This is a genomic window from Acidimicrobiales bacterium (genome assembly GCA_036378675.1).
Classification (GTDB): Bacteria; Actinomycetota; Acidimicrobiia; order Acidimicrobiales; family Palsa-688; genus DASUWA01.
On record DASUWA010000068.1, the window covers coordinates 1 to 22774 of the forward strand.

General features: G+C 65.9%; 22 protein-coding genes. 7 read left to right on the top strand and 15 right to left on the bottom strand.

Annotated elements, in window-relative coordinates; all coding sequences use genetic code 11:
• A partial coding sequence (locus tag VFZ97_19820) for a hypothetical protein (protein HEX6395687.1) occupies positions 1-499 on the top strand: 499 nt, incomplete at its 5' end.
• Positions 500-537: 38 nt separating this feature from the next.
• Here VFZ97_19820 and VFZ97_19825 read toward each other — a convergent pair.
• The 10 genes from VFZ97_19825 to VFZ97_19870 all read right to left on the bottom strand — a co-directional run bounded on the left by VFZ97_19825 (position 538) and on the right by VFZ97_19870 (position 13581).
• A complete protein-coding gene (locus VFZ97_19825) occupies positions 538-774 on the bottom strand; it encodes a YlcI/YnfO family protein (GenBank protein ID HEX6395688.1) in 237 nt (78 codons plus the stop codon).
• Between the two features lie 146 nt (positions 775-920).
• Positions 921-2120 carry a DUF222 domain-containing protein gene (locus VFZ97_19830; GenBank protein ID HEX6395689.1) on the bottom strand — a complete coding sequence of 400 codons (1200 nt, stop codon included), beginning with the start codon at positions 2118-2120 and terminating at the stop codon, positions 921-923.
• 635 nt (positions 2121-2755) lie between these two features.
• The gene (locus VFZ97_19835) at positions 2756-3337 is read right to left on the bottom strand and encodes an HD domain-containing protein (protein HEX6395690.1); all 582 of its coding nucleotides are present in this window, start codon (positions 3335-3337) and stop codon (positions 2756-2758) included.
• Between the two features lie 128 nt (positions 3338-3465).
• Positions 3466-4194: a hypothetical protein gene (locus VFZ97_19840; protein HEX6395691.1), complete on the bottom strand. Its 729-nt coding sequence runs from the start codon at positions 4192-4194 to the stop codon at positions 3466-3468.
• Positions 4191-7037, bottom strand: coding sequence for an ATP-binding cassette domain-containing protein (locus VFZ97_19845; protein ID HEX6395692.1), 2847 nt, complete (start codon positions 7035-7037; stop codon positions 4191-4193). Before VFZ97_19845 ends, VFZ97_19840 begins: the two co-directional genes overlap by 4 nt.
• A 5-nt stretch (positions 7038-7042) precedes the next feature.
• Positions 7043-9325, bottom strand: coding sequence for an ATP-binding protein (locus VFZ97_19850; GenBank protein ID HEX6395693.1), 2283 nt, complete (start codon positions 9323-9325; stop codon positions 7043-7045).
• A 17-nt stretch (positions 9326-9342) separates the two neighbouring features.
• Positions 9343-9864, bottom strand: a complete 522-nt coding sequence (locus VFZ97_19855; protein ID HEX6395694.1) for a hypothetical protein — start codon at positions 9862-9864, stop codon at positions 9343-9345.
• Complete coding sequence (locus VFZ97_19860; GenBank protein ID HEX6395695.1) at positions 9861-11156, bottom strand: hypothetical protein; 1296 nt, start codon at positions 11154-11156, stop codon at positions 9861-9863. Before VFZ97_19860 ends, VFZ97_19855 begins: the two co-directional genes overlap by 4 nt.
• A 242-nt stretch (positions 11157-11398) precedes the next feature.
• Positions 11399-12547, bottom strand: coding sequence for a sulfotransferase (locus VFZ97_19865; GenBank protein ID HEX6395696.1), 1149 nt, complete (start codon positions 12545-12547; stop codon positions 11399-11401).
• The gene (locus tag VFZ97_19870) at positions 12544-13581 is read right to left on the bottom strand and encodes an NADPH:quinone oxidoreductase family protein (protein ID HEX6395697.1); all 1038 of its coding nucleotides are present in this window, start codon (positions 13579-13581) and stop codon (positions 12544-12546) included. Before VFZ97_19870 ends, VFZ97_19865 begins: the two co-directional genes overlap by 4 nt.
• 134 nt (positions 13582-13715) lie before the next feature.
• On the opposite strand from VFZ97_19870, the gene VFZ97_19875 reads away from it, so the two are divergent.
• Positions 13716-14306 (top strand): WHG domain-containing protein, encoded by a 591-nt coding sequence (locus tag VFZ97_19875; GenBank protein ID HEX6395698.1) that lies wholly within the window; start codon positions 13716-13718, stop codon positions 14304-14306.
• 76 nt (positions 14307-14382) lie between these two features.
• On the opposite strand, the gene VFZ97_19880 is transcribed toward VFZ97_19875, so the two are convergent.
• A complete protein-coding gene (locus tag VFZ97_19880; GenBank protein HEX6395699.1) occupies positions 14383-14865 on the bottom strand; it encodes an HIT family protein in 483 nt (160 codons plus the stop codon).
• Positions 14866-15097: 232 nt separating this feature from the next.
• Here VFZ97_19880 and VFZ97_19885 point away from each other — a divergent pair, with 232 nt between their 5' ends.
• The 5 genes from VFZ97_19885 to VFZ97_19905 are packed head-to-tail and all read left to right on the top strand — an operon-like array spanning position 15098 to position 19267.
• Positions 15098-16156, top strand: a complete 1059-nt coding sequence (locus VFZ97_19885) for a hypothetical protein (GenBank protein HEX6395700.1) — start codon at positions 15098-15100, stop codon at positions 16154-16156.
• The gene (locus VFZ97_19890; protein HEX6395701.1) at positions 16153-16869 is read left to right on the top strand and encodes a hypothetical protein; all 717 of its coding nucleotides are present in this window, start codon (positions 16153-16155) and stop codon (positions 16867-16869) included. Before VFZ97_19885 ends, VFZ97_19890 begins: the two co-directional genes overlap by 4 nt.
• Positions 16870-17931, top strand: coding sequence for a hypothetical protein (locus VFZ97_19895; GenBank protein HEX6395702.1), 1062 nt, complete (start codon positions 16870-16872; stop codon positions 17929-17931). It abuts the gene before it with no gap.
• Entirely contained in the window at positions 17928-18464 is a 537-nt protein-coding gene (locus tag VFZ97_19900) for a DUF4395 domain-containing protein (GenBank protein HEX6395703.1), read from the top strand. Before VFZ97_19895 ends, VFZ97_19900 begins: the two co-directional genes overlap by 4 nt.
• Before the next feature lie 38 nt (positions 18465-18502).
• On the top strand, positions 18503-19267 hold the full coding sequence (locus tag VFZ97_19905) for a hypothetical protein (protein HEX6395704.1): 765 nt from the start codon (positions 18503-18505) through the stop codon (positions 19265-19267).
• A 47-nt stretch (positions 19268-19314) separates the two neighbouring features.
• Here VFZ97_19905 and VFZ97_19910 read toward each other — a convergent pair whose 3' ends face one another.
• The 4 genes from VFZ97_19910 to VFZ97_19925 form a co-directional block, all read right to left on the bottom strand.
• Positions 19315-20418: an alpha/beta fold hydrolase gene (locus VFZ97_19910; protein HEX6395705.1), complete on the bottom strand. Its 1104-nt coding sequence runs from the start codon at positions 20416-20418 to the stop codon at positions 19315-19317.
• Between the two features lie 182 nt (positions 20419-20600).
• Positions 20601-20846 (bottom strand): hypothetical protein, encoded by a 246-nt coding sequence (locus VFZ97_19915; GenBank protein HEX6395706.1) that lies wholly within the window; start codon positions 20844-20846, stop codon positions 20601-20603.
• 38 nt (positions 20847-20884) lie between these two features.
• On the bottom strand, positions 20885-22165 hold the full coding sequence (locus VFZ97_19920; GenBank protein HEX6395707.1) for an FG-GAP repeat protein: 1281 nt from the start codon (positions 22163-22165) through the stop codon (positions 20885-20887).
• Complete coding sequence (locus VFZ97_19925) at positions 22162-22722, bottom strand: sigma-70 family RNA polymerase sigma factor (protein ID HEX6395708.1); 561 nt, start codon at positions 22720-22722, stop codon at positions 22162-22164. Before VFZ97_19925 ends, VFZ97_19920 begins: the two co-directional genes overlap by 4 nt.
• Between the last annotated feature and the right edge of the window lie 52 nt (positions 22723-22774).

A 22774-nucleotide genomic window follows, 5' to 3' on the forward strand; every position in this document is an offset into this window, starting at 1 on the left:
CGACCTCATTGGCGAGATCGACGCGGCCGGCACGGCGGGCCAGATCGGCCCCACCCGGGATTACTGGGTGAGCGGCCTGTCAGCTCGTAACAAAGCGCCCGGCGCGATGGCAACCGTCACCGCCGCCTCCGCCGCGATACCGGAGCCCAGACTCACGGCCTCTCAAACCACTTCGCTCGGGGCGCCGGGTCCGACGGGCTACGTGGAGCAGAACGAGACGTGGACCGAAGGTCCCTTGCCGCCGCCCAGCGAGAACGCCTCTATCGCTCTTACGAACGTTGCAACCATCACCGTCGACGCGATTGCAGCAGGTCTCGGGTGCGCGACGCTCACCGCCCAGACCGATGGGCCTACCGCGCTCACTCTCACCGGTCTGAAGCCGGGAAGTGCCGTCTATGAGAAAGACGGGAAGGTCTCGACAGCCGGCGGAAGCGGCACCTCCTCGATCACTTTGTCTGCGGGGAAGAACCTGGTGACGTTCTGCTCAGTCAAGTCGTAGGGACTCGTAGCTCCTTGAACGCCGGTTGATGTGCAAGCTCACCGTGAGCCCTCTTCGAGCTCGCGTTCAACGGGTCGCCGGACCCAGCTCGACACGGACCGGTCGTCCTCGTCTGCCCGCCGGCGAATCTCCTCGAGGGTCTCGGGCGGGAAGCGAACCGGAACGAGTTCGGTCAGCTTCGATCGCCGGTGCCGGGGAGGTCCCTGAGGTTCTTGGTTCTCGGGCTTCGCGTAGAACTCGAACTCTTCTTCTCGAGTCATCTTCTTGGCGGTCATTGGTCCTCCCGGTGCCGTCAGCCAGATCGACGGCGAACATGTCGGATGCGCTTGCAAGTGTGTTACAAACGATTACGAATGGGTGACCGCTCCGGGCCAGCCCCGACGCCCCGAGAGGTGCATGACGACGGGGTGGCCCCGACTGTTTACGGAGGCGGAGGCGGATCCGGGCCGCTAGGGCGATGGGCGTCCCCGGCGTCGGTCGGCCTCCGCCGAGGTTTGAGGAGTCCGGCTCTGCGGTCTTGGTCGGTCTTGGCCTGGTGGTCGGTGTAGCAGCGGGGCTTGAGATTCTTGTAGCTCGTCGGTCCGTTGTTGGCGACCGGATCAACGTGATCCATCTGCAGGTGGTGGCGTTTGCCGCAGTCGGCGCATTTCTTGCCGTCGAAGTCGGGCGGGTCACCGATATCGAGCGCGGCGCGCAGGTGCGCAGGAATGTGCCGACCCAAGCGGGTCAGGGTGAGGATGTCGACCGCGTCGTGAAGAACCACATTGAAGAAGGCGTCCTTGGCGAGTTCTTTGGCCACATCGATAGGGATCGGGCCGCCGTCGACGATGTGGCAAGGCTCACCATCATGTACATGGCCGCGCCGCCAGGCCTGAATGTCACACACAAGGAACAGTTCGACGCTGGGTGAACGCTTGGAGTCGCCGGACTGGTTGAACAGGTCGACAAAAGCGTCGGCTGCGTAAGCCTCAGTGGATTCAACCTCCGCGTCGGGGTCTCGTTTAGCGGCCTTGCGTAGGCGGTAGGCCTCCAGTTCGATTCGCCGCACCAGCGGGAGACCGGTTTCGGGTGGCAGGGCGCCTTTGAAGCACACCATGCCAAGCTCGTCGCGCCATGACCGGAATGATCGTGCCCTTTGCTGACGTTCGTGGAGCTCGTCGCGTTTGATCGCGGCAAGGCGGCGGTCCCGCGCTTCGTCGCGGAGCCGGCTCAGATCGGTCTCGGACGCGAGATCGACCAGCTCACCCTCGCTGCCAGGTACGTCGTCGACGGTGTTGGTGATCTCCTCGGCCTGGTCCAGTGACAGCTTTCCGCCGAGGAGGGCATCCTTGGTCTTCTCCCCCATCTTCCTGGCGGTCTTGAGCTTCCGTTTCGCCTCACCGGGTGTGATACCGGACTGGCGGGCCAGCCAGTCGGACCCGTCGTTGAAACCCTTCTTCTCGTGAGACTTGCACTCCACCGCGCGACTGGCGGCCAGCATCCTCGCGCCGGCACACGCCTTCTCAGTCGCGGCGAGGCGTTCTACCAGCCGCACGCAGTCGTCGCCGCTGTAGACGCCGGCATCGAACCCAACCAACAGGGAGCACAAATGCTCCACCGCCTCGATGATCGATGCCGGCATTCCACCTCCCCAAAGGGCGCGCAACGAGAAAGCTCGTTTCCGAAGGGAAGGCCATTGCACGGCATTGGCACGCCAGGCCTCGAGGCGTCACTACCGGCTTCTATCTTGCCAGAAGGGTGTGACGGCAACGTCGCTCATTACGTCGACGAGGACGACCTGACAGCGGCTCACCTCAACCAAGGTTGGCGCGGACTTCGCAGCGAGTGCGGCAAGGCGTGGATCGATCCAGACTTCCCGTTTAGTCGTCAGCATGCAGTAATCGCTGCAACTGGCTTCTGAGCATTTCTTCTCGCTCCTTCGTGGCTGCGATGTCGACAACCTTCCTCCGGCTGGCGGGCCCTCGGACCAAGGTGACATCGCGAGATGACACGCCGAACGACTCAGCGAGAGCGCTCAGGGCGGCCGCGGTCGCTTTTCCTCGGTCCGCAGGCTCAACTACGCGGACGACAAGCGCTCCGTCGTGGCTCCCACCGACGCCACCCCGGGAGGCGTTTGGCCGAACGAGGATCTCCACACGCACCGGACCTCAGTCTGTCCCCCAACGTGAGGCTGCAACGACTCGACCGACATCAACGGGCCCCGGCCTGGCGGTCACGGACCTTTGCGTCGAGCAATGGCGGGCGCTTGCGGCTCCCTCACTGCGATCCGGTAATGGCGGCCTCGAGCCGGTCAACCTCGGCGGCAACCCCCTCAGCCAAACGGCCCCCGAGGCGCGCCCCGTAAACATCCGATAGGGACCGGTAGTACCAGAGCTGCTGTTCCGGGGTGCTGTTGAACCGTTCCCACAGGGCCGGCCCGTGCGCCTCGAGATCATCGATCGTCGTGACGAGGTTGTGGAGTTTGTCGGCGGCCGAGACCAGCACGGCGGACCGCGGAACCTCCGCGCTCGACAGGTGTTCGATGTAGGCCTTCTTGCGTTCGATCCAGGGTGGCTTCGGGGTCTCGAACGTGTCGCTGCATGCCGCCACGATCGCCTGCACCCGCTCGCCGAACATCCTGCCGATCATCTCGAGTGTTGCCTCTCCACCCTGATCCTCCGGCCCGTCGTGCAACAGAGCTGCGATCGCCTCATCCTCGTCGCCTCCATGTTCCGGGACGATCGAACAGACGGCGAGCAGGTGCGAGATGTATGGGATGTTGCCGCCCTTGCGCACCTGGTGGCGATGCAGCGACGCGGCCAGGACCAACGCCTCACTGAACCGGGCCGTCAGCGCCATCGCTACCAGCTTCCTCAGGCCAGAGGCCACGTGACAGCCACGCCCATGGCCAACGACACGCCCGCCGGCACAGCTCGTCCCGGTCAAGTGAGAAGCGAGAAGGTCACAACTTGAGCGAAGCCCCAGCGTCAATCGGGCCTTCGTACGGGATCCAGGGGCTCAACAGATCGGCGGACCATTCGGGCCAGCGCTATCACGCCCAAGATCAGAGCGGCCAGGGTCACGAAGAAAAGCGCGGCGCGGGGCTCGTAGGCGTTCCGGCATGCCTGTCCGACCGCGGAGTTGGAAGCGCCGAATACGAAGTACTGCAGGCCGCATCTGGCGTTTAGCGAGCTGACGTGATCGGCCGTGGTCAAGGTCACCGGCTGCAGGGCCGCGATGGCCGTGACCAACAAGGCCACGTCGAGGACGGCCAGCGCCGCCCGGCCTGGTGTGGCAGCTACGGCCGACCAGAGGGTGGGTTCTCCGGGCGCCTCGCGGACGATGGTCCAGACGAGCAACCCGGAGGCAACCACGACTATGAGGCCGATGATGATCAGCTGCGGGATCCGGCTTGCGTAGGCGTAATGGCATGCGGCGTCCACCGCCCGGTTGGAAGCTCCGCCAACGTAGAAGGAGATGCCGCAGTTGGCCCGCAGGGGGCCGACGGCGTCGACTGTCGTGACTGGGATGCTGCGAAGCGAGAGGAAGAAGGCAACCAAAGCGCAAAGGTCGAGTGTGGCGATGGCCGCCCGGCCCGGGGTGCGGGTCACCTCCCGCCACGCCTTGATCAAGCGTTCGTCCAGCGTGGCGGGCGGCCGGTACGGTGGCGGGACGTAATCGTCGAGAGGCTCGAGCTCCGGATCGACGTCGATCACTGCCCGCGTCCCACTTGACTCGTCGCCGCCACCGCGGGCTTCCGTGACCCCCGGCGGCCCTTGCTGGTAACCGCCAGGGACATCAAACCGGATCGCTCGATGGCCATGATGTCTCCTCCCAGGTATGACGAGATCACTCGCGGGTCGTTGCGGACCAGATCGGGGGGACCGGTGACCAGGACTTGGCCCTCCTCCATCGCAATGAGACGGTCGGCGATCCCCATGATCAGCGGGATGTCGTGTTCGATTACGACCAGTGTGAGTCCGAGGTCCGCCTTGATCCGTTGGAGCAGCACCCCCAGTGACTCCGTCTCGCGTTGAGCGATTCCTGACGAAGGCTCGTCGAGCAAGAGCACCGTCGGTTGCAGGGCCATAAGGCAGCACAGCTCGGTGATTCGGCGTGTCCCGGTTGAGAGTTCGCGGATCTGGGTGTTCCGGTAGTTGTAGAGGCCCATCGAGCCTACGAGCTCATAGGCCCTCGCGGCTTTGCGGCGCTCCGGCCGGATCGAGCCGCCGATCGAGGACAGGAACCGGGACGGGGAAGAGCGCTCCATGGCGAGCATGGCTGCGTCTAGAACGGTGAGGGTTGGGAAGAGGGCAGCGTCCTGGAAGGAGCGGATAAGTCCGAGTCGGCCGCGTGCCTCCGGGGCGAGGCTCGTGATGTCAACGCCAGCGAGCGAAACCGAGCCGGAGTCTGTCCGGGTGAAGCCGCTCAGCAGCTCGAACAGCGTGGTCTTGCCTGCACCGTTGGGCCCAATGAGGCCGAGCGTCTCGCCCGCGTCCACGGAGAGGGTCACATCGTTCACCGCCTTCACCCCCCCATAGCTCTTGACGAGATGCGAAGCAGCCAGAGCCGGAGAACCGGTGATCGCAGGGCGAGGCGTTCCGGCGGTCACGGCCGACACCCGCTGGACAACTGTCCGCGCGCGTCCGCTCCGTTCTCGCGCTGGATCCAGCCCCGAGCGGCGGGCGATTGCATCGAGGATCCGGTCCCGCAGCGGACGCAGGCCCTGGGCAATGCCCCCGGGCAGCTGCAGGATCAGGATCAGCCATCCGATCGAAGTGGCGGCGAGGCCGGCGTTGTCGAGCGGCAGGAAGCGCGGGATTCCGATGATGTAGAAGGACCCGAGAAGAGGTCCGCTGAGGGCGCCGACACCGCCGACAACGGTGGCCGCGGCGGAGTTGATGCTCGAATCCACAGGGAACGAGCCGGCGACTGCGAGCGAAAGGGCATGGCCGTAAACCGCTCCCCCGAGGCCGGCAATGAATCCAGCAACCACAAAGCCTTGCAGGGTGCGTCGGACGGCGGGGACCGTGAACGAGCGGGCGGCATCGTCATTGTCCCGGATGGCTCGCAGGCACCGGCCTAGCCCCCCGGTGCGGACATTGCGCGCGAGCCACAGCCCGGCCAGGAACACGCCCAATGCCACGAAGTAGTACTTCCGGCCGGTGTCGAACACGAGTCCGAACAGCCGGGAGGGACCGGGGTGGACGCCGGAGCCGAGCATCCAGGGCTGCGCGAACAGCCACGATTGGGCGGCGAGCGCGAAACCCAGCGTTGCGACCGCCAGCATCATGCCCCGGATGCGGAGCGCCGGCAGCCCGATGACGAGCGAGACGAACGCCGCCGCCAGGCCAGCGGCCACCACACCGGAAAGCATGTCGTGGGTGTGCGCGGTCACCACGAACGACGCAACCGCTCCGACGCCGGCCAGACCGAACTGCCCAAGCGAAAGTTGGCCCGCCAGTCCGGTGATCACCCCGAGCGACAGCCCGACCAGGCTGAAGGCCATGATGAAGGTCAGCACCGCGGCCGTCTCATTGGAGACGAAGGCCGGTAAAAGCAGCGCGATAACTACCAAGACCGCCGTCAGGATTCGCCCCGCGTTGCGCAGCAGGAACACCCGTTGGTACGACTCGGGGAGAGGCGGCCAGGCCTGGACGGCAGACCAGGTGCCCTTTTCCTCCGCCCGGCCTCGCCGCGAGCGCTGGAGAAGCAGCACGACCAGGATGGCCACGAACAGGACCGCCTCGACCAGCCCGCCGTTCGGGTAGCTGGCCAGGAGCACCTGCTCGACTATCCCAAGCCCCACTCCGGACAGGAGGGCCACAGGCAGGTTGGTCATGCGGGCTATGACGGCAGGGACCAGAGCGCGCAGTAGCAGCCCCGGTCCGAGGAACTCGGCATTGGTGAAGCCGCGGGTGGGCAGGACCAGGATGGCGGTGAAGGCCGCCAGCCCTCCCGCGAGCGCCCAGGACAACGAGGACATCCGGTTGGAGAGGATCCCCGACATCCCAGCCGCCTCAGGGTTGGCGGCCACCGCCCGAACAGCCAAGCCGAGCCGACCGCGCCGCAGGAACAGGACCAGCGCCGCCACCACAAAGGGGGTGAGCACCAAGATGGCAAAGTGCGCCGAGGTGACTTCCAAGGCCCCAAGGCCGAAGTGGGGAAGGCCGGCCGGTTGTGGGTAGTTCTGTCCGGCCTGTGCCTGGTTGTTGACGACCTCGGAGAAGAAGGCGAGGAACTGGGTGAGCCCGAGCGTGGCAATTACGGTGATGATGAGTGGGGCATTGCGCAACCGGCGCACGATCACCACCTCGGCGCCGGAGCCGACGCCCGCCGAGACGGCCAGCGCACCTGGGAAGGCGAGCCAGTAGGGGACGTGCCAACTCACCACGGCGACGCCTAGAAGGGCGGCCCCGAACGCTCCGATCTGCCCGTGCGCGAAGTTGATGATCCGGCTCGAGCGGTACACCAGGACCAGTCCCACGGCCAGGATCCCGTAGACCATTCCCGTGATTGCTCCCAGGGCCACCACGGGCGCGTTGACGACGACGGCCACGACGTTCACCTCGAGCGCCCGGCCGCCTGGGCGCGCGGACGCCGTGCGGGGCCCGGCGGCGCAGGTGGTTTCGAGGCCGCGCCCTCGAGGAAGACCGAGCGCAACAGATCAGGCCGGGCCGCCAACTCTGCCGCCGGGCCGTCGAACCGGACCTCTCCCTGCTCCATGAAGTAGGCGTGGTCAACGAGCGACAGGGCGATGTTCACGGACTGCTCCACGATGACCACGGCCGTCCCGTCGGCGTTGATCCGCCGGACGGTGTCGAGCAACTCCCCGACCACGATCGGGGCCAAACCCAACGACAGTTCGTCGATCAGGAGAACCCGGGGTCGGACGACGAAAGCTTTTGCAAGGCCGAGCATCTGCTGCTCGCCGCCGGAGAGGGTTGCCGCCGGCTGGTCCAGCCGACCGGCCAGACTCGGAAAGGCGGCGAGCCCGGCCTCAACCCCGGACTCGACGGCGCGCCGGTCCCGGCCGTGGGTGTAGCCGAACACGCGCAAGTTCTCGACCACCGTCATCGCCCCGAACACGGCTCGTCCTCCGGGTACCTGGCTGATCCCGCGCCGGACCCGCTCGTCGGGGCCCAGGTAGGTCACGTCCGACCCTCGGAAGTGGATGCTGCCGCGCGACGGCAGGCACATGCCTGAAATAAGGCGCAGCAGTGTCGACTTCCCCGCGCCGTTGGTGCCAAGAAGGGCCACCATCTCCCCGTCGTCGACGGTGAAGGTGACGTCGAAGAGGACCTGCACCGGCCCGTAGGAAAAGTCGACGTGGCGGACCCCAAGCAGGGGTAGGTGCTGGCCCTGGCTCGTGCGGGTCCGCAGCTCCGTCTCGGCGATCATGGCCCCTACCGTGTCGTCGAGGTCAGACTCGATAGTGCGGGCCGCCCGGGACGCGGAAGCCCCGCAACCGAGAACGTACAGCGCGGCCGCAAAGAACGCCCAGGCCAACCCGAAACGTCTGTCGAAAGCGTGCATGACGAAGTTCCCTGTGACCCCGCCCTGTAGCACGGCCAATCCGAGAGCGAGCGACGCGTGCGGGCGGTTGGCGGGCCGCACGGCGGAAAGAAGAGCAGCCGATGCGGCGGTGAGAAGCACCACCAGCGCAGCGAACGCGACGGCCAGGAGGCCGACCATCACAGCGAACAGGTGGATCACGACGGCCAGGTACAGAGCGAGGGCGCCCAACGCGGCCAGCCGCGATGTCATGCGGAGCATGCGTGCGGGGCTGGCTCGGAAGGCCAGTTCGCCGCGTCGGCCGAACCAGACCAAGGCGGGGATCGACGCACCGCAGAGTCCGGACAACAGGCCGGCCTCGGCGTCCGGATGCATTCCCCAGTGGTCGCTCCAGAACGACCAAAGGTACGGCGGCAAGGTGACCACCAGCAGGCCGGAAGCCGATGCCGCGATCAGAATCGGAACGGCGGCGCGCGTGACCAGGACTTGCCTGAACCTCTCGGCTGTCGTGGGCGTCGAATCCGACCCGCCGGCTCCGTTCAAATCGGGTCCCGGGGGACCGAGCTGGCGACGGACCAAACCGGAAATGACACGGTTCTCCCAGCCACCGGGAACCGCGTCGGTCAGCCGGCCGGCACCCGCAACACTGATAGCCGCCACGACGGCCAGCGCCACGTAGGCCCACCGCCACGTCATGCCCAGGTCATCGGCCAATGGGATTGCAGCCGACGCCCCCGCCAGCCCGAGCATCAGCCCGGCGCCGTAGGAGGCCATCGCCCGGATCCGCACCTCCGGCCGATAGTGGTCGAACAGGAGCGGTCGATGCAGGGTGTACGCGACGCCCGACGCCAGGCTGGCCAGCGCGGTGACCCCGACCAGCCCCCATTCGTTGCGAGAGAAGCCGCCGGCGAGGAGCGCTGTCGCTGTCACCGCTCCCCCGCACAGCACCAGCCGGCTCCGCTGAGCCCGGGGCCTCGGGCTGCGACCCATCATCTGGAGAACGGCCACTCCCGCTACGGCCAAACCGACGATTCGGACGTAGATGAGAAGGCTGAGGTTCGGGATTCCCAGGGACAACGAGATCGGCCCGCCTGTGTTGATCAGGGCGCCCGCGAACAGGGCGTCGACGCCGCCCAGCAATGTCAGCGCCGCCAGCTGGTACCAGCCGAGACCGCTGGCGCGGAGTGCTTCCGACATCGGACCTAGCTCGAAACGGCCCACGACCCCGAACGCGCTCCGGCCGGCGGGACGCAGCCTCGCCCCGCCCTGCTCCAAGTCCGCAATGGCTGCTTCCGCCCGCCTGAGCTTGGTGAGCTCGGGCCGATTTCGCACGGCCTCGCGGGGCTGCCTCATAGAGACCGCGCGCGCGCCAGGACGAAGGTCACGCTCCACGCCGATTCCCCGACGCGCGCCCAGGCGGAGTTGACGAGCACGATGGTGGCGGTGTGCAAGTCGCGGTCAGCCTTGGCGGTGCCCAGGATCGGGAGAGCGTCGAGCTCCAGGTCGTGGCTGCCGGTCAGGAACACGAAGTGTCGGTTCAGCCAGGCAACATCCACGCAGCCCGGCGCGTGCGCACAGACCTTGCCGGCCAGGGAACGCAGGTTCTGGCCGGGGTGTACCGGCACGGAGTCGACGAACACCGCGTACTTGGCCGTACTCCCTGCCCGGAGGCCGCCGGACCAGCGCAGGTCCACTGGCGTAGAGACGGTCGACAGGCTCCCGGGGGCGATGATGCTCAATCGGCTGTCGTGGGAGAAGTTCAGACCTCCGCAGCCAGCGATAAGCAGCGCGCTCGCGGCGACGCCGGCTGCGGCGACGCAGGCGCGGAAACCGAGCCACCGTCGACGGGCGCTAGACGCCGCAATGATCACGGCACACGGATAGGTCCGGTCACGTACCGGAAGTCCGAGATCGACGGGTCCCACGCCATGACACGGACGGCCGCCCCACCATCGTCTCGCCCTGGACCGAGATAAGTGGCGCCGTAGTCTCCGGTGCCTTCGATCGAGGTCCCGAGACCCTCGATCCCCGCCAGCAGGGTGGCCGGGTCCACGGACTGCTTTGCCCTTGTAGCCCCCGTGATGACGTTCATGAAGTCGCAGTACAGATAGGGCGCCGGTCCGCCGCCGGTCTTCCCCGCGAAAAGCCTGTCGCACTGGGTCCGGGCCGCATTGGGATAGTTGGTGGCGGCCGCTCCCGGGTTCTCAGCGTCAGTAGTGAGGAAAGAGACGTTCAGTGCCCCGACTGCCTCATCTGCCGGCGCGTTCTTCATGAGCTCGGGGTAGTTGACGCTCGTAAACGCGTATCGAGGGTGGTAACCCTGGCTGTGGGCGTGTTGGACAAAGAACAGGGTCGTGGCGCCGGAGTCTGGCGTGGCGATGACGTGGTTGACGCCGGCCAGCTTGAACTGAAGCACCGCGGACGAGAGCTGGGCTTGAGTGTCGCCTACAGATGAGTATCCCTGGAGGGCCGTGTAGGTGAACACGGTGGGATTCGCATAGCCGAGCTGGGCGAGCGCCGGTATCCAGATGTTGTTTACCAGGTGCTGGTTGTTGCCGTTCCCGTCGTCGGCCAGCAGGATCCCGATCTTGCTGCCCTGGTCGAAATAGCCGGCGTTGGCCAGGAAGTTGATGAATGGGCCCCACCGGTCAGTGGAAAAGCCCGTCTCCTGGTACAGGTAACCCCGATACTTCCGGTAGTCGGCATCGTTGGGCACGGTGTACTCACCGCCGTGGTAGAAGACCGGGATCTTGTGACTGGCCATACAGTCGATGAGGGTCCTGTTCTCCAGCCCGTAGATGAAGGCGAACGACACATGGGCGTCCTCGGCCAGGCTGGTGCACTCCCTCTGGGACTCGGCTGAAAATCCGTCAGCCGACAGCGACTTGAAGTCGTAGTAGGCCAGCGTCATCTGGCATCCGGCGATGCCGCCGTGGCTGTTGATGAAGTTGGCTCCCGCCTGGTACTCGGCTTGGAGCGCAGCCACGTAGTTCCCGTAATTGGCCGCCTGGCTCGGATCCCCGGCCGCGGCCAAGGCGGCATTGACGTCGCTCGAGTAGGTGACTCCGACCTTGACCGTGCAACTCCGACCCGGGGAATTGCTGACACCGGGGAGTGGACTCCTGCCGCCGCCCGATGAGATCGAGCCAATAGACCCCGACACCGACCCGCCCGACCCTCCCGACCCACTCGAGCTAGAACCGACGGCGGAGGGGCCACCCGAACCCGTGACGCCACCCGCGGTACCGTTTGGTCCGGAACCGGGTGAGTTGCCAGCGGCTTGGCCCAAGTTAGATCCCCCGCTGGGACCAACTCCGGTGACCCGCTCGTAGTTCGAGCAGGCGGTCAGGCCAATCACACATACGATCGCCGCACCGACCCCCAGTCGCTCGGTGACTCGCACGTCTACGTTCCGACCGGGATCTGATAGCGAGCCGTGTAGGCACCGAAGCGCTCGGCCACCTCGGCCTTGTCGAGGCCGAACTCACTGAGGTCGTAGCGGTGCTGACCGAACCGTCCCTTGGTATGGGTGCCGACGTAGGCCTCGATTGCGGCGCGTGCATCCTCGGAAAGGGAATCTCCGAGGAAGTCGTACATCGCGGCCAACGTGTCGACGGGCTTCCGCACCAACTCGTCGTACTGGACATCGAGAATCGGGTGATCGGGATGGGTAGTGCGGAATGCCTCGATCCGTTCGATGGATGTCTCGAGCATGGCCGTCCAGTGCTCCGCTATATACCTGCGGTGGTCGGCGTCGCTGAAGGTGCTTGTCAAGGTGGAGATGAGGCTGCACACCGATGCACCGAGAACGACGGGATCCCGGTGTAGCAGAACCAGTCGGGCATCGGGGTAGACGGAGGTCAGGGCGTCGAGAGCTATGGCGTGATGCGGGCTCTTCAGCGTCCAGCGCCCCCGAACGCCGCCGTTCTGTAGTACGCGGAGCACGAGGCGGTGGTATTCGTACGCGGAGCGCTGATCAACTTGTTGGAGCCAGCGGCCGTATGTCGGGACGTTCGCGATGGCTTCTAGGGCCAGGCTCTTGAAGTCCTGGCTCATCACCGCGATGCACTCGGTTGGACCGTCGGCGTCCTCGTGGTGGACGACGGCCATCCTCGGGTTGAGCGACTCGAGCATTTCGCCGGCCACCCGAGCCGCGTCGACTCTGGGGCCGCTTCGAAAGTTGGCGGGAGTGGGCGGCGGGACGCTGTCGCCCGCCTCCCAACGCAGCAACGCCCGGTTCCTCACGTCCTGGTCGAACAAGTTGCTGAGCAGGGTCGTCCCGGCTCGAAACATCCCGATTACGAAGACGGGTGCCTCGATGGATTCGTCGGCGACGTCGGCGTGGGACGCGGCCCAGTCGACGACCTTCAACCGGTTGGCGAGGCTTCCCACGACGTTGGCTCGCACGGCGACTGCCCCGACCTCGTTGAGTTGCGCTTCGGAGGTAACCGAGTCCCAGTACACCTCGAGGCCTTCCCGGAAGTCGTCTGGCCCGAAATCGTCGAGACCAGTCTCCTTGCAGGCCTCCTCCAGAAGGTCGTCCGGGCCGATCATGCCGGCAAAGACAGGTCGACTACCGTTCGGCCGCTGGTGAGTCGTTGCTCGTGGTCCTCGAGTGCTCCGGCCACCTCCCCGAGGCTGATGCGCCTTCCGATGTAAGGCCGGATAGCACCCTCGGTAACGAGCCGGCACAAAGCGGCGTGTACCTCACGGCCTCGCTCGGGAGGGTTGGGAACGACGCCGAACTGCCTCATCGGCAGGGAGTGCTCGTTGTACCCCATCAGCACGCCGACCACCGAGAAGTTCCCCATCGACACCCGGCGCAGCGGGCGGCCGGTGAAGCCGGACTCGGGATCATCGTTGAACCCGACCGGAAGGTAGCGGCCCTCGTAGGCAACGCATGTCCAGACCGTCTCGGTGGCGGAACCGCCGACGAAGTCACACACAACTTCCGCGCCCCGTTCACCGGTGAGGCTCATCACCCGCTCGAAGATGTCCTCGGACCTGTGGTCGATCGCAGCGTCGGCACCCAGCTTCTCGCACAGCGCCGCTTTCTGGGGACCCCCGGCGATGGCTATGACGCGGGCGCCGGCCGCCACGCCGAGCTGGATGGCGGCGGTCCCCAGAGCAGTGGCGCCTCCGACTACCAGCAAGGTCTCACCGGCCCGCAGCTTCCCACGAGTGTGCAGCGCCAGGTAGGTGGTGTGGAACGGGAGGAGAAAGGCGGCGGCCTCGATGTCGTCCAGCTCCACCGGGGCATCGAACACGCCTGTGACGCCGGCGAGGGCAAAGTCGGCCATACCCCCGAAGGACATGTTGCACATCGCGACGACCCGGCGTCCGAGCCAGTGCTCATTACCTTCGCTGGCGGCCTCTACTACACCGCACACCTCCATCCCCAGGGTGAAGGGAGGTTGGGCCATAACACTCGCCACGCCCCCCTTGCACCGTGCGATGTCCCCGAAGTTGATAGGCGCCGCGGACACCGCCACGCGAACTCCACCCGGGTCGACGTCGGGCACCGGGATGTCCTGGACCTCGATGACCTCCGTGGGCCGGCCGTGCCGTAGGACCCGAACCGCTCTCACCGACCACCTCTCCAAAGTTGGTCTGCCGCGGAGTTGCGCCACATTGGAGCAACTCACGTTCCTCCCTCAATCCCCCCCATGGGAACGGAGTATGGTTTTTATACCACTCACCGCTGGTTGTTACAATACGTGATATGGCAAGCCAGACCCGGGTCGCCGCGCGACGGGGGCGCCCGCCGAGCGGAGAGTCGCTGGTGCGCGACGAGGTGGTCCGGGCCGCCGCCGACCTCGTCGACCTGAACGGTTGGAATTCCCTCACCCTCGCCGGCTTGGCCCGTGAGCTCGGGAGGCATGCGACATCGATGTATGCGCACGTGGACAGCCTTGAGGACCTGCGCAAGGGAATCTCCCTCCTGGCCGCCGAGGAGCTTTCGGACAAGGTCTGGTCGGCCGCCATCGGGAAGATCGGAGCCGAGGCTCTCGCCGCTATCGCACGCGAGTATCGGTCCTATGCCGAAGCTCACCCAGGGCGCACCGCCTCCCTATCGGCGATCGACCGCAGCGATACGGACTTTGCCCCCCGGATGGCCCGGCTCCACGAGCCATTGGCGGCGACCTTCCGGTCGTTCGGTCTCGACGACGCCCAATGCGCGTCGGCGCACCAGATCTTCGGCGCGACGGTCAACGGACTGGTCAGCACGGGCGGGGCCCACGAACTGGATCAGGCCGTTGCGCTCTTCGTCGTGGCGCTCTCCACCGGAACCTGGCCTCCATCTCGGAGCTGAGGGAGTCTCATCGCAACGCGCGACGAGCGGATGAGAGATATACGGACGTGCCCGCCCCGGCGCATGGGAATGTTCTCTACCGTCGTTGGCTCAAACCCAGACCGACGCGTATCTGATCGACCTGGGCCTTCAGGACAACCTCGTCATTGGGCTGCTCGGCGAAAACGTCTGCCCAGGTGATGGGTCCTCCCGGCGCTGGATCATCCACGTATCGCGGCAGGACGTGGGTGTGTAGATGCGGAACCCAGTTGCCGAGGGTCAGCAGGTTCATCTTCATCGGCTTGAACTCGGCCTCGAGGACGCGGGCCACCGACATCACGTCGCGCCAGTAGCCCGCGGCGGCATCGTCGTTGAGGTCGCTGGCCTCTGTGACGTGGCCGTCCTTCCAGATGACCACGCAGTACCCGGCGAGGCGGCTGCGCCGCTCCAACTGCACCTCGGTGAAGGTCAGTTCGGCCACGAAGAATCCGTGTTCGTTGTCGCCGCCGCCGATGGAGGCGCACATCGGGCAGTCCTGTCCGCGTTTCCGCTGCTCCCAGTCGTCCGGCCAGCCGCTCACCGGGTTACACGGTAGACGTGGGCGCGTTCATCGAGGGCGGGACCTGCCGAGGCGGCCATGATCGATACGAACGCTCGCGTCTGCGCGTTGCCAGCGAGCATCATGACCCCGCAGCGGGCAGCTTCAGTGTCCCCGCCTTGCTCTATAACGATCCGGTTGAGCCGGAGGCGCGAAGAGGGGCAATCCAGCCAAAACTAGACGAAACCTATCTGATTTGACAGATAATGGACGGGTGCCGGCACCTTCCCGCAGCCAGTCTGCTGTTGCCAGCGCGGGCAGGAGCGCAGGCGACGGGAGTACGAACCAAGACTTGGGCGCATCGCCACGCCGGCGCAGGCGGGCGTTGTGGTTCCTGGCGGTCATCGGGGCCGCCCTGATCCTCATGCCGGTCGCCTTCCAAATGTTCCAGCGGGCACCCCAAGGCGCGACCATGCTCAAGCAGTTCCGGCCGTTCATGACGTCCGCGCGCCTCGAGGGGTACCAGAACGACATCTCCCTGATCGGGTCCGGCATCAACCAGGTGGATACCCAGGTCGGCCCCTACCTCCAGGCGCGCAATGTAATTAGTCAACCGGTGGGGACCGCCTACCCCGCCTACGGGAACCTCGACCGGCAGTGGCCGGCCATAGACGCCAAGATGACCGACCTGCTGGACAAGGTGCAGGGGAACTTGGGGAACTACCAGGCGGTCGCCGCCCTGCCCAGCTTCACTCTGTTTCCCTGGTTCTTCGTTCTCCCCGGGATCTTCATCCTGGGCGCGTCATCGGCGTTGTTGCTGGGCAGGCGCCGCACGGCGGCCACCGCTGTGCTGGTGGCGGTCGGCGTAGGGCTGGTGGTTGCGCCGGCCATGTTCCAGATGTGGTCGCGCGCTCCGAAGGGCGGCCACATGATGACCGCCTTCAAGAACATCGAGACGACGAGCAACGTCGTCACCATCCAGAACGACTTCTCGACCATGGCTTCGGGCCAGGGGATCATCCGCCTCGATCTCGCCCCGGCACTGGCTAAGGCGGGGATGACTCCCGAGAACATCGCGAGTCGCTTCCCCGCCGTGGCCCAGCTCGACAGAACCTGGGTGCACGTTCTCAACGATATGACCCCAATGATCGGAGCAATGAGCGACAACGTCACGAGCTATCACGCGATAGCCGCGCTACCACCCTTCCCCTTGTTCCCGTGGTTCTTCGTCCTGCCCGGGCTGCTCGTCATCGGTGGGGTGCTGATAGCCCGCGAACCGAGGGGCGAAACGGCGACAGCCGTGGATCTGCGTCAGGCGGAGCTTGCGTCGTGATCAACCGAAGGATGGTCGTCCGAATCGGAGCAGTCGCGGTCACCGCAGGTCTTGGCCTGACCGCGTGCGGGGGATCTAAGAGTGCGAGCTCAAGCAACGCGTCGGGGAGTCAGCTGGTCGGCACGTTCCGGCTCGACGCCGGCGCGTGCAGCGGGGGCGGCGCGAGCGGAACCTTTTTCCGGATGATCGATCCCGGCGGGAAGATCGCTTCGGGACCGTTCTTCCAGAACCCGGATTCCACCTGCCCGGACAAGACCTACACCCTCGCCAAGCCCGGTACGGACGGAGGCATTCGGACGGGTGGCTACCAGTCAAACCCGACGCCCCCGTTCACTTCCACCGGCAGCGCGCTGGCTGACCGCATCGTGGCACCGCAAGCGTTCACCGCCATCAACTTCGGCATCGCCACCAACCCCGTCGACCCCCAAGCCGGGCTGCACGTGCCGGCTCCGCAGATCGAGCTGGCCGGCACGTCGTTGAGCGGACAGGTCGAAGCGTGGTCTGCGGCGTGGAACAACCAGTACTTCAACCAGGGCAGCCCCAAACCCAACGGGACCCGCCCCGGGTTGACCACGCCGCTGTCGGGAACCTACGACCCGACTTCACACGCCTTTGTGATCACATGGTCGAGCCAGGTGGTGGGCGGCCCGTTCAACGGGTTCACCGGCTACTGGCATCTGCAGGGAACCTTCGTCCCTTCGGGAGCTAGCTGAATGCGCAGATCTTTGGTGGCGCTCGCCATCGTCAGTGCGGCAGTGATCAGCCCCCTGTTGCTACAGGCAGCACCGGCGTCGGCGTCTACCGCTCTTGTGGGCACGTTCGACATCACCGCCGGCTCCTGCAACGGCGGTCACGTGAGCGGTTCGTACTTCCGGATGATCCTCCAGGGCGGCAACGCCGGCGGACCTTTCCTGTCCAACAGCGACTCGACCTGCTCGGACCAGAGCTACACGCCCATGGCACCCGGAACCGACGGCGGTCTCGCGACCGGCCGGTACCAACCGCAGCCGTCGCCGGCGTTCGACGGGTCGGGCAACGCGCTCGCCAAACGGATCATCACACCTGCCCGGTTCTACGGCGTGGGCTACTCCGCTTCCACTCAACCGACCGATCCCCAGACGGACAAAGCAGTGCCGGCCCCGCAGATCACGGTTTCAGGTACCGCTCTGTCCGGTTCGGTGCAAGCGGTGTCGGTGTCGTGGAACAACCAGTACTTCAACCAGGGATCGCCCAAACCGGACGGCACCTATCCGGGTGACACGACGCCGGTTACCGGAACCTACGATCCGGGCAGCGGTTCGTACACGTTGCAGTGGACGAGCCAGGTGGTAGGCGGGCCGTTCAACGGTTTTTCGGGGTTGTGGCACCTGACCGGGCGCTTCGTGCCGGCGGGCTCTGCCTCGTCAGCCATCTCCTCATCATCGTCTGTGACGCCGGCGGCTCCCGCGTCCCACGGTTTATCCCCAGCCGCGGGCGCAAAACCGGCTGGGACTGCGGGGTCAACTCCCGGTGCCGCTGCCTCCACCGCGACGCCTCCGCCCAATGAATCGTCGGGCGCATCGGGCGCGTCGGCCTCGTCGGCACAGGATGCTGTTGGTGGAGGTAGTAATGAAGTCGGCGCCGGTGGAACCGCGCTTGTAACCAAGGTGGTGGCGAAGAGCGGGCTCGGAATCCCGGCGTGGGCCGTCGCGCTTGTCATCGCCGCCGGGGTACTCGGTCTCGGCGGTTTCATCGGTACGGACCGCAGGATCCGAAGCATGAGGAGTGATTCATGAGCAACACAATCGTGACAACGACACAGGGCCGCCGCCGGCCCCCAAGCAGTCTCAAGGCGCTGTTCTCTTTTCCCGACCCGGTGAACGAGGTCTCGGCCCGACTCGTCGCGGGCGGCGTGGTGATCCTTGCCGCGGTGACATTGATTAGCCAGCAGCACTGGCTCGTGTACGTGATCGCCGCCGGCTTCATCGCCCGGGTGCTGACCGGGCCGTCGCTCAGCCCGCTCGGTCAGTTGGTCACCAGGGTGATCACGCCTCGTCTCCCTGTCGCGCCGAAGCCGGTGCCGGGGCCTCCGAAGCGGTTCGCCCAGCTGATCGGCGCTTCGTTTACCGGGAGTGCATCGATACTGACCGGCCTCGGATACTGGACTGCCGCGGAGGTACTCGTCGGGATGATCATCGTGGCCGCGACGCTGGAATCTGTTTTCGCGTACTGCCTGGGATGCAAGGCGTTCGGTTTGCTCATGCGGGCGGGCGTCATCCCCGAGGAGGTCTGCGCTCGCTGCAACGACATCAATCTGGGGGCTGCTTGAGCACATCATCGTCATCGTCATCGTCATCGTCGCCGACGTTGCGCGGGTGGCGCGCCGGGCGTCTGATCTCGGCGTTGGTGGTCGTGGCCGCACTGGTGACCCTTGGTCTGTTCGCGCTGTGGCCGGCCAGTACCTCTACCACGCTGACTCATCGAAGCGGCGCCGCAGGCGCGCCTCCCGTGTTGATCTCTCCTGCAGCAGCGGTCGCGCCCTCCCCACCGACAACGTCTCCCGCTTTCGCGCCGGCCGCAATCGGCGGCGAGACACCACTCGCGTCCGAGTCCGGCGCTATTGGCGCCGGGCCGGAGTTGACCACGTCCGCACCGGCCCCCTCCACCAGTCCGAGCAGCGACACCGGTGGCGGCGCGGGCAGCACCCCACCACCGAACACGCCACCGCCGGCCGTTTGTCCACTCCCCCTTTCGCCAGCCACCTCCAGCGGCGGTCTGCAGTCGCTGGTCGGATTCGCGCCTGCGTTCGGCCCGTTCGCGTCGGAGGGTTTCGCGCTCGCCCCCGCGTACGCGCCGCTTCTCCAGCTGTTCGGACCGGTCATCTCGAAGCTCGCCGCGGAGAGCCCGCAGGGGGCGCCCGTGCTGGACCGCTTGCTTGCGACCCTCCAGACGCTGTCGACCTCGGGTTACACCACGGTGGCCCCGTTCTACGGCCCGTACCGCACTCAGTTCCTCACCGTCGAGACCCAGATCGCCAATACGCTGGCGCCATACAGCGAGCAGCTCGCCGGCTCACAAGCGGGGGTGTGCCTGGTGGATCTGGAGAGCGCCGCGGTGAACTCGGGGGGATGACCCCGAAGGTAGGTATGTACTGACCGAACTTAGAAGCTCCGGGCTCTTCAGATACGTGGATTAGGTCCCCAAACGCGTTGCAACCAGGCCGTGACCGTATTGGTGAATTCGGGCATGGTTTGGGACCACATGAAGGTGTGCCCAGAGTTCGGTTCGACCCACGTGGTGATGTTGTTCCTGCACGGGCAGAGCGTCCTCCAGTTGTTGATCTCGTCCTGCTGGCACCCTTGGCGGTCGCAACCGCCTCCGGTGGCGGTGCTCAGACAGGGCGTCGGGTTAGCCGAGGACGGTGCAGGTGGAAAGAAGCAGTCGTGGTCGGCGAACACCAGGAGCACCGGCATGTTGCTGGGCGTGTTGGCTATGAAGGATTGGTCTTCTTGGTTGATGGCCGCTCCGCTTATGAAGTCCCCGTAGGGCACCGGGTCGAAGCTCGAGGGATCGCATGCAGCGGCGTACCCAGCGGGACTGATCGGCACTCCGGCACCGAGGAGGAGTCGTCGGTTCTCTCTGCAGGTCTGGGCCGAAACCGACTTCGATGAAGGGGTTGAGCCATCGTCGAGTGGGATCGTGGCGTAACCGGCTCTCAAGTTCGTTGCGGAGGCGGCCTTGGCGTCGACCACGCTGTTGGCTTCGTCGCTGTCCCCCGTGTTCGAGAAGTCCGCCTGAACAACCGCGTCGACAGGCGCGACGGCCGAATAGGCGCCGGCATAGCTTCCGGCGAGCGCGCCTCCGAGGCTGTGCCCGATAAGAATGATCTTTGGATGGGTGCCGGCCCCCGCCCCTGGATAGCTGCACGGACCTATCGGCGCGCTCACAGGGAACGGGTACGTGCCCCGGATCTGCTCGACGATCTCGCTGATCATTTCCCGGTCCGAGTCGTAGGTGACTGTGTTGCCAAGCAACGAAGGCCGCACGGTGCTGGCGCCAGCCGTCAGCCGGTCGTAGGTGATGACCAGGTAGCCGGCCTGCGCGAATCGCCGGGCGACCGAGTAGTTGGGCTGCCAGTCCCACACCTGTGTGGTCCCGGAGTGCCCATAGACCAGAACCATCACCCGGTCAGGGTCGGAGTTCCCGGTCGAGAATCGGGTGCCGATGACCCTCGACGGGAGCGCACCGTTATGGACAGCGAAACAGACGGTGGAGGTGGACACACTCTCGGTATCTGCTCTGGCAGATCCGCGCGTGGTCAGCGCGAACCCGCCCAGGAGCACGACCAGGCCCAGGACTCGAACGAACCTTGACAGTGACGATCTACTGGCCCGATCGGAAATCATCCGATCTTGTCGATTCGGTTGGTATGCCGAAGTCGTGGGCCTCTTGGAGGACCGGACGGTCAGCAACTGCCCGCCCCGGCGCCTGTGTCTGCCAGCCGGAACGCTGCGGGGCTTCCGCTGGTGGCGTTGTAAGAGGCCGAGCACGAACCAACGTTGCCGGCAGTCCGGTTGCTGGCCGGTGCGCCAGTCGACGTAGAGGTCAAAGTGAGCATCAGAATCACGGTGATTGCGACTGAAGCGGCGGCCGTGATGACGACCGTCACGACATGGTGGCCTCTAGAGGCCAGGCTGAATACTGCGGTCACGGGCGGATCTCCCTCTTGTTCTCGATGGTCTTGGTTGATCAGATCTTGAAGATGTAGACCGAGCCGGCAACGGCCACGAGAGCCGTGGACCCGTAGAGGGCGGCCGTCGAACTGAACGCGCCGGTGTCGGAGCCTTGAAACTCGGTGACGAACCGCCAACCGTTGGCCGTGCGCTCGAACAGGTAGGCGCGGGCTCCAGGAGCGCCGCCGATGAGGGCGAGCGGCCCTGACAGCGCGACGGTTGTCGCGAAGCTTGCACCAGACGCTGAGTTCCCGGGTGTGAGCGGGATTGGGCTGGACCACCCTGACGGTGCCAGCTCAAGGATCTGGGCGGGTCCCAGGTTGTCCGCCTGTGAGGGCACGTCGTAGTTCCCAGGCGTGGTTACCAAGAGCGTCCCGGTCGATAGGGCCAGGTATTGACCGAAGCCGGACGCTGCTGTTAGCGATTGAGCAGCTGTCAGCTCATTTGTCTGGCGCCATCCGGTCGCCTCGCGATCGAACACGTACAACTCGCCGTAGTGGTGCGAAGCGGCCCCGACGACGGCCGAGTCGCCCGATACGGCCACCGCCGAACCGAACTGATCCCCCACAGTCGTGTCCGATCCGACGATCTCCTGAGCCTGGACCCACCGGTCGCCCGAACCGGAGAAGATATAGGCACGCCCAGCGCCTTGACCGTAGCCTGGGGCGGTGACGACCACGGTGTTGCCGGACATGGCGACCTCCGTACCGAACTGATCCTGTGTAGAGGTCCCCGATCCCTTCAGTTCCGCGACCTGCCTCCAGCTGCCCCGCTCGTTGACGAATACGTATGCCCTCCCGCCGCCATGGCCGGGTGCGCCAACGACAACGGTGCCGCCTGAGATGGCGACCGCTGAGCCGAACTGGTCAACGGGGGAGGCGTCAGAACCCTGGAGGACCGCGATCTGTTTCCAGCCGCCCCTCGACGCGCTGAACAGGTAAGCCCGCCCACCTCCCGGACCTGGCGCGCCGACGACGGCCGTTGTCTGCGAAAGCGCGACGGAAGGTCCGACAGGATCGCTGCGTGTTTGATCAGGTACTCGCAACGTCGCGATCAGTCTGGGGACCGCGATCTCGATTCCACCTTCCACTTGTAGTTGGGTGGCCTTGGACGGTCCTCGACTCGTTAGGGTCAATGGGACGGCGACCGCGGCGACGGCAATCACAGCCACGCCGGCCACGGCGCGGCGACGCCACGTCAGCTGTCGGGCTCTTCGAGCGATGTGTTCCATCGGCGCGCGGGGGCGAACCGGGGGGGCAGACGACAGCTGCCTGAGCTGTTCCTCCAAACGAGTCACGGCTGCACTTCCAGATCATTCAGGCCGACCGGCTCTCCGCCCCGGGAGAGAACCGCGGATCGGGCGTCGGCGACAGTGGAAGCCACCGTCGACCGCGAGATGTGAAGCAACTTCGCAACCTCCTCTTGGGGCAAATCGGCTACGTAGAGGAGCGCCAGAACAGTGCGCTGCCGGACCGTCAGAGGCTCGACCGCTTCCAGCACTTGGGGCCAGATCGAGAAGTCGTCGGATCTCCGAGAACCGTCAGACGCCGAGGCAAGCAGTTCCTTTTCGCGCCAGAGTCGACGGCGACCCCGGCGCAGATGATTCAGAGCAACCTTGCACGTCCAGCCCGTGGGAGACCGCATCGACCGCACCCGGCTCCATCGGGCCAACGCTCGGGCGAATGCCTCGTCGGTTGCGTCGCGGGCAGCGTCCGGATCGCCCGAAGCGACCGTTACCACGTGCAAGACACGGGCGTGATTATCCGAATACCAGGTATCGAAACCGCCAAAGGTGTGTTCGTACGGCTCGAATTGCTGATCGTTTTCGAACATTGCTCGCCGAATTCCGGCCACGCCCCTACTAAGTCACGACGACCCCATCTTGACGGGTCGCCGCCACAAACTT

Coding starts and splice junctions, on each gene's coding strand:
- VFZ97_19825 (HEX6395688.1), bottom strand. CDS start 774: ATGACCGCCAAGAAGATGACTCGAGAAGAAGAGTTCGAGTTCTACGCG.
- VFZ97_19830 (HEX6395689.1), bottom strand. CDS start 2,120: ATGCCGGCATCGATCATCGAGGCGGTGGAGCATTTGTGCTCCCTGTTG.
- VFZ97_19835 (HEX6395690.1), bottom strand. CDS start 3,337: ATGGCGCTGACGGCCCGGTTCAGTGAGGCGTTGGTCCTGGCCGCGTCG.
- VFZ97_19865 (HEX6395696.1), bottom strand. CDS start 12,547: ATGATCGGCCCGGACGACCTTCTGGAGGAGGCCTGCAAGGAGACTGGT.
- VFZ97_19875 (HEX6395698.1), top strand. CDS start 13,716: ATGGCAAGCCAGACCCGGGTCGCCGCGCGACGGGGGCGCCCGCCGAGC.
- VFZ97_19895 (HEX6395702.1), top strand. CDS start 16,870: ATGCGCAGATCTTTGGTGGCGCTCGCCATCGTCAGTGCGGCAGTGATC.
- VFZ97_19900 (HEX6395703.1), top strand. CDS start 17,928: ATGAGCAACACAATCGTGACAACGACACAGGGCCGCCGCCGGCCCCCA.